At 61.8% G+C, this 6,511-nt stretch carries 5 protein-coding genes and 1 pseudogene; 4 read left to right on the top strand and 2 right to left on the bottom strand.

Annotation, left to right across the window (positions count from 1 at the left end; all coding sequences use genetic code 11):
* The 4 genes and pseudogenes from FY112_RS20280 to ptsN form a co-directional block, all read left to right on the top strand.
* Positions 1 to 432 (top strand): annotated as a pseudogene (locus tag FY112_RS20280) (RNA polymerase sigma-54 factor); the annotation flags it as partial.
* A gap of 130 nt (positions 433 to 562) precedes the next feature.
* On the top strand, positions 563 to 1,486 hold the full coding sequence (locus FY112_RS20275) for an EamA family transporter (protein ID WP_131707849.1): 924 nt from the start codon (positions 563 to 565) through the stop codon (positions 1,484 to 1,486).
* Between the two features lie 292 nt (positions 1,487 to 1,778).
* Positions 1,779 to 2,354 (top strand): ribosome-associated translation inhibitor RaiA, encoded by a 576-nt coding sequence (raiA, locus tag FY112_RS20270; RefSeq protein WP_017958734.1) that lies wholly within the window; start codon positions 1,779 to 1,781, stop codon positions 2,352 to 2,354.
* Between the two features lie 70 nt (positions 2,355 to 2,424).
* Positions 2,425 to 2,889: a PTS IIA-like nitrogen regulatory protein PtsN gene (gene ptsN, locus FY112_RS20265; protein ID WP_017995882.1), complete on the top strand. Its 465-nt coding sequence runs from the start codon at positions 2,425 to 2,427 to the stop codon at positions 2,887 to 2,889.
* Positions 2,890 to 2,961: 72 nt separating this feature from the next.
* On the opposite strand, the gene FY112_RS20260 is transcribed toward ptsN, so the two are convergent.
* Together FY112_RS20260 and FY112_RS20255 are read right to left on the bottom strand one after the other, a co-directional pair.
* Entirely contained in the window at positions 2,962 to 5,301 is a 2,340-nt protein-coding gene (locus FY112_RS20260; protein WP_131707850.1) for a methyl-accepting chemotaxis protein, read from the bottom strand.
* 242 nt (positions 5,302 to 5,543) lie between these two features.
* Positions 5,544 to 6,443, bottom strand: a complete 900-nt coding sequence (locus FY112_RS20255; protein ID WP_151519131.1) for a ribokinase — start codon at positions 6,441 to 6,443, stop codon at positions 5,544 to 5,546.
* Between the last annotated feature and the right edge of the window lie 68 nt (positions 6,444 to 6,511).

The following is a 6,511-nucleotide window of genomic DNA, read 5'->3' as shown; positions in this document are numbered from 1 at the left end:
AAGCGAAATCGTCCGCCAGCAGGACGCCTTCCTGCTGCACGGCGTCGATTACCTGCGCCCGCTGAACCTGAAAACGGTCGCCGAGGCGATCAAGATGCATGAATCCACCGTCAGCCGCGTCACGTCGAATAAATATATGCTGACGCCGCGCGGCCTCTTCGAACTCAAATATTTCTTCACCGTCTCGATCAGCGCCGTTGCCGGCGGCGACAGCCATTCGGCCGAGGCCGTGCGTCACAGATCCGTGCGCTGATCCTGCAGGAGAGCCCGGAGGCGGTGCTTTCCGACGACGATATCGTCGAGATGCTGAAGAAGGGCGGCGTCGATCTCGCCCGCCGCACGGTTGCGAAATACCGGGAGGCAATGAACATCGCCTCTTCGGTCCAGCGCCGCCGCGAGAAGCGGGCGCTCGCCAAGGTCGCGGGCTTCTGACGCAGCAATGCTTCGACCTCGATCGAAGCATCCGGCCTGAAAATCCCGTTATTCCTCTCCAGCGCGCCAGCGTCTTTTCAGACGCGCAACGGCGCCGCAACCCTTTGAATTGTCTTCAACCAAGATCGAAATGCCGACCATGACGCCGCAAAATTCCAACCTTGCCAGGGAGCTTTTCCTGCTGCTGGTGCTGGCGACCCTCTGGGGTTCCTCCTACAGCTTCATCAAGATCGGCGTCGAGACGATCCCGCCGATCACGTTGATCGCCGCCCGCACGCTGATTGCCGGCGGCATTCTGCTGGCCGTCCTGCGCCACCGGCGTGTCCGTCTGCCGCGTGATCGTGCCACCTGGCGGCGGTTTTTCGTTCAGGCCTGTCTGAACAGCGTCGTCCCCTTCACGCTGATCGCCTGGGCGGAACAGTCCGTCGATGCCGGATTGGCGGTGATCCTGAATTCGGCAACGCCGATCTTCACCTTCCTGCTGGCCGTGCTGATCACCGGCCATGAGCAGGTGACGCTGCGAAGGCTTTTCGGCGTCATGGCCGGGCTTGCCGGCATCTGCCTCGTCATCGGCATCGAAGCGCTCAGTGGTCTCGGTGAAAACCTGATGGCGCAGCTTGCCATCATCCTGGCGACTATCTGTTATGCAGGTGCCGCGATTTTCAGCAAGAACTTCAAGGGGCTTGATCCCGCAGTGCCGGCGGCCGGCTCGTTGATCTCAGGCGCGGTCGTTCTCTTGCCGATGAGTCTTATCATCGATCGGCCGTGGGAACTCGATCCTTCGGCGGCATCGATGCTGGCACTGCTGGCCCTCTCCGCCTTTTCGACGGCGCTTGCCTTTGTGATCTATTTCCGTCTCGTCCAGACGCTGGGTTCGGTCGGAACCACCGCGCAAGCCTATCTCAGAGTGCCGATCGGTGTTGCGATCGGCATCGTCTTCCTCGGCGAAAGGCTGAGTCCGACGGCCTGGATCGGACTCATCTGCGTCATATCAGGTGTCGCCGCCATGACGATCCCCGCCAGAAGGGGCGCAACGCAGGCGCGAAACGCGTAAAGTGGATGGACTGGCGGTCGGCGGTATGCCTTGCCCGACAAGGCATCCGCCACACGTTGATCGAGTGCCACTGTTGGTGATTCGGCGCCCTATTGACTTTTCGGCACGCTCTGGCTAGAAGCCCGCCGCAATCGATGCCGTGAACGGCGTCTGGAGTTATCCCCAGCATCAGAAGGGCACCAAGGACCCGCAGGCCTAAGCCGATCTTGCTTGAGATTGTGCGAAGTGCTTGGATGAACCTGAGGCTTGGCGTAAACTGATACCCGCAAACGACCATAAGAAGGGAAACTCCATGAGTGTGCGTGTATCCGGGAAACATATGGAAATTGGTGAATCTTTCCGTCAAAAGATCGAGGACCAAATTGGTATGGCCATCACGAAATACTTCGACGGGGGATATTCCGGCCAGGTGACCGTGGAAAAGGCGAGTTCTCGTTACTCGGCGGATTGCAAGCTGCATCTCGACAGCGGGGTGGTGCTGCATGCGGCCGGCGAGGCGACCGACCCGCAATTGGCTTTCGATGCCGCCTCCCAGCGGATCGAAAAACGGCTGCGGCGATACAAGCGCAAGCTGAAGGACCATCACGCCGGAAACCATCTGAATGGTTTTGCAGAGGTCTCCTACACGGTTATGGATTCCGTTCCTGATCACGATGATGAAATCGCTGACGATTTCGCTCCGGCGATCGTCGCAGAAAGCACGAAGCAGCTGAAGACCATGTCGGTCGCCACCGCAGTGATGGCGCTCGACATGACCGACGAGCCGCTTCTCCTGTTCCGCAGCCCCGGCAAGGAACATCTGAACATCGTTTACCGTCGGCACGACGGAAATATTGGCTGGATCGATTCAGCCAGTATCAAAGGCTGAGATCAGGGTGGTGAGCGGCGGTATTGCCGCCGCTCCTTGCATTTGATCCCGGCGACAGAAGGAAAAAGAAATGGCATTGGCAGATTTGCTCCATCAGGATGCGATCATTCCCGCCCTCAGAGTAAATTCCAAGAAACAGTTGCTTCAGGAATTGGCTGCAAGAGCCTCCAGGATCACCGGGCTCTCCGAACGGGAGATCTTCGACGTCATCCTGCAGCGCGAACGCCTGGGCTCGACAGGAGTCGGCAACGGCATCGCCATTCCCCACGGCAAGCTGGGAAACATCCATTCGATCGTCGGCATCTTCGCCCGGCTGGAGCAGCCGGTCGATTTCGAGGCGCTGGACGACCAGCCTGTCGATCTCGTGTTCCTGCTGCTTGCGCCGGAGGGCGCGGGCGCTGATCATCTCAAGGCTCTGTCGCGTATCGCCCGCGTGCTGCGCGATCACGATCTGGTCGCCAAGTTGCGCGCCACCGATTCCGCCTCGGCGATCTACGCCTTCCTCAACGAAGAGCAGACGTCGAACGCTGCCTGAGCTGTATTATCCCCGAATGTGAAAAGGCGCCTGATATCCCAGGCGCCTTTTGCGTTACGAGGGGCTGAACGATCAGAACTCTTCCCAGCTGTCCTGCGCCACGGCAGCGGATCCGCGCGACGGGGCAGTTGCGCGGCGGACCGCCGGGGCGCTCGCGCGAGGCGAAAGGGCTGAAGTCGCCGGCGCCCGCATCCTTTGCGCGACGGAGGCAAGGGCCGCGGCGTTGCCCGAACCCGAGACGTTGAAGCGCGTGGCGAGCGCCTTCAGCGTTTGTGCCTCGTCGTTGAGCGCGACGCTGGCAGCGGTCGCTTCCTCTACCATGGCCGCATTCTGCTGCGTCACCTGATCCATCTGGTTCATGGCCTGGTTGATTTCCTTCAGGCCGACAGCCTGTTCGCTGGCCGATGCCGAGATTTGCCGGATGAGGTCGTTGATGCCCATCACCTGTTCGGCGATCTTGTGCAGCGTGCCGCCGGCGCGCCCGACGAGATCGACGCCCTCCTTGACCTGGACGGCCGAGCTGTTGATCAGCGTCTTGATCTCCTTGGCGGCATTGGCCGAACGCTGTGCGAGTTCACGCACCTCCTGGGCGACGACGGCAAAACCCTTGCCGGCTTCCCCGGCACGGGCCGCCTCGACGCCGGCGTTGAGCGCCAGCAGGTTGGTCTGGAAGGCGATCTCGTCGATGACGCCGATGATCCGCGAAACCTCCGTCGAAGATTGCTCGATCCCTTGCATCGAGGCGATCGCTTTCTGCACCACTTCGCCGGACTTTTCGGCATCCTGGCAGGCGAGGTTGACGTTGTCGGCCGCCGTGCGCGCATTCTCGGCGCTGGAATCGACCTGCGCAGTGAGTTCGTTGAGCGCGGCCGCCGTCTCTTCCAGGCTGGCAGCCTGCTGCTCGGTGCGCTTGGCGAGGTCGGAAGCGCTGTTGCTGATTTCACCAGTGCCTGAGCCGATATTGGCGACGCTGAGGTTCATCGTGTTGATGGTCTCTTCGAGGCTCGCGAGCGCGGCGTTGAAATCCTGCTTCAGCTTACCGTACTCGCCGGGGAACTCGTCGGTGATGCGGTGGCTGAGATTGCCCTGCGACAACTCGGAAAGGCCGGCGCCGACGATCGAGACGATATGGCGCTGCAGCGACACCGATTCCTGGCGCTCCGATTCCGAGCGGCTGCGCTCGGTCTCGGCCGCCTGTCTCTGGTCTGCGGCCTCGTCTTCGAGGCGGCGGCTGTCTGCGAGCGTGAAGCGGAAGCCTTCGAGCGCCTTGGCGACCGAACCGACCTCGTCGCTGCGGTCCTGGGCGGCGACCGGTTCGCCATACTGGCCGTCGCTTAGCGCCTTGACGCTGGCGACCAGCCCGCCGAGCGGCCGCTGCACGAAAGAGCGGACGGCGAAATAGAGCGCCAGCATGACGGCGCCAAGCACGATCAGCCCGTTGATGATCATCATGTAGGTCTGGTCTCGCACCGGCGCGTTGATCGCCGTGTGCGGCACGTCGACGAGCACCACCCAGGTGGCGTTGACACCGGGAACCGCGAATGGATAGACGACACGATCGAAGGGATCGAGACCATCATAGGTGAGGTTCCTGACCAGACCGGGCTGCTTGCTCGACAGCGCCGTCTTGACGATGTCGGCGCCCTCGCCGTCATATTCCTTGGTCATCAGCTCGGGGATCGGCGCGACGATCCAGTTGCCGGCCTGCGACAGCAGCGTCACGCGGCCCGAACCGAAAGGATGCAGCGCCTGCAGCTTGTCGGTCAGCGACTTCAGCGAAATGTCGACACCGCCGACGCCGATCATCTTACCATCAGACATGACCGGATAGGCAATCGAGGTCAGCAGCGTCGGCACGTCTGTTCCTTCGGCCATATAGGGCGTAGTGATCGCGCCCTTGCCGCTGTCGGCGGCAAGCTTCCACCATGCGGCGGTATAATCATTGTCGAAGGTTGAATATTGGATGCCGCCGTCCTTGGTCTTCGACCAGTAAGGCGTGAAAGCGCCGTTCTTGTTCGTGCCTTCGTCATTGTTGTTGGCGATCTCGGTGCTCTTGCCGTCGAGCGCGCCGAGCTGCTCGCAGAACCAGCTGCCGAAGGCGAAGGCATTCTGCTCGAGATTGGCCTTGAGCACATTGATCATGCCCTTGCGATCGAGCGACTTGCCTTCATGGCCGCGGCCGATGACGCCCGACATGGTGCGCGCGGCGCTGGCGAGTTCGCCGACATTGGCGGCGATTTCATTGGCGATCGATTTTGCCTCGAGGTTGGCCTGATCCATCGTCAGCGTCTGGACGCGATCCCGGGTCTGGCCGATGAGGAAAAAGTTCGAAACGATGAGAACAAGCGCTATGGCGATGCCGGTGATGACGATGAGTTTCGCGGCAAGCGATTTCATGCGAAAAATGAACATGGGGTCCTCGGGCAAGGATGCGCCGAACGGGCATTTTCCGGCGCAGGAGCAAAGGCTTCGCCCCGTCATGGAGCAGCCGCGTGGACAGCTGGATTCCAAAAGCGCAAAGAACCAGCGACCACGGGCAACATCGCCGGAGATCTCTTAAATTTGAATGAAATTCGATCGATCGAGCCGAGGAAAATCGCCGGAACGCCCTGAATTACCGGGAGTTTTACCGGCGGCTTCGCAAAGAGACGCCCCTATATCCTGTCTGCGACTTCCTCGCTCAGAGGGATCGACGGTTGTGCTCCGGCCTTGAGGCATGCGAGCGAACCGGCAACCGCCGCACGGCGCAGCGCCGAGACAAAATCGAGGCCGTCGTCGAGGCTGGCGGCGAAATAGCCGCAGAAAGTGTCTCCCGCGCCGACCGTATCGACAGGTTCGATCTTGAGGCCCTGCGCCCTTGAAATCGCCCCGTCACGAATGGCGATGACCCCGTCGGCGCCGAGCGTCACGATCAGCGTCTGGCCCGTCTCCGCATGCAGATGCACAAGGGCTGCCTCCCGTGCTTGTGCGTCCATGCCTTCCTGTCCGGCGAGCCGCTCGAATTCGGTCTCGTTGGCAATGACGATATCGGCGAGCCGGCCGAGACGCGGCGCATCGGGGATCAGCGGCGCGAGGTTGAGGATGCTGGTGACGCCCTTGGCGCGGGCCGCCGACAGCGCGCGTTCGACGGCAGCAGCCGGCACTTCAAGCTGCAGCATCAGGATATCGCCTTCGTTCATGCGGCCGATCGCCGTCTCGGCATTGGCAGGCGTGACCCGGCCATTGGCGCCGGGAACGACGGCAATCATGTTTTCGCCGTCGCCGCCGACAAGGATCAGCGCCGTGCCGGTGGGACCGTCGACATGTTTGATCAGAGAAAGGTCGGTGCCTGCATCATCGAGCAGGGCCAGCGCCTCCGCAGCAAAGGCATCCTTGCCGACGGCGCCGGCCATATGCACATAGCGGCCGGCGCGCCGCGCTGCCAGCGCCTGGTTGGCGCCCTTGCCGCCGGCGGCCGTGGCAAAGCCGTTGCCGGCCACCGTCTCGCCGGGCTTCGGCAGGCGCTCGGTCGTGGCGATGAGATCCATGTTGATGGACCCGAAAACTGTGATCATGAATGTGTCCCGTCTTCCGGAGCATGCGGGCGAAATCATGCTCCTACTGTTTCATGCGGGCGCGACAC

Origin of the sequence: Rhizobium sp. PEPV16, assembly GCF_008919455.1 — a bacterium.
GTDB classification, from domain to species: domain Bacteria; phylum Pseudomonadota; class Alphaproteobacteria; order Rhizobiales; family Rhizobiaceae; genus Rhizobium; species Rhizobium leguminosarum_Q.
Note: the sequence above shows the minus strand (reverse complement) of the source record. Positions and strands in the feature narration are given on the sequence as shown.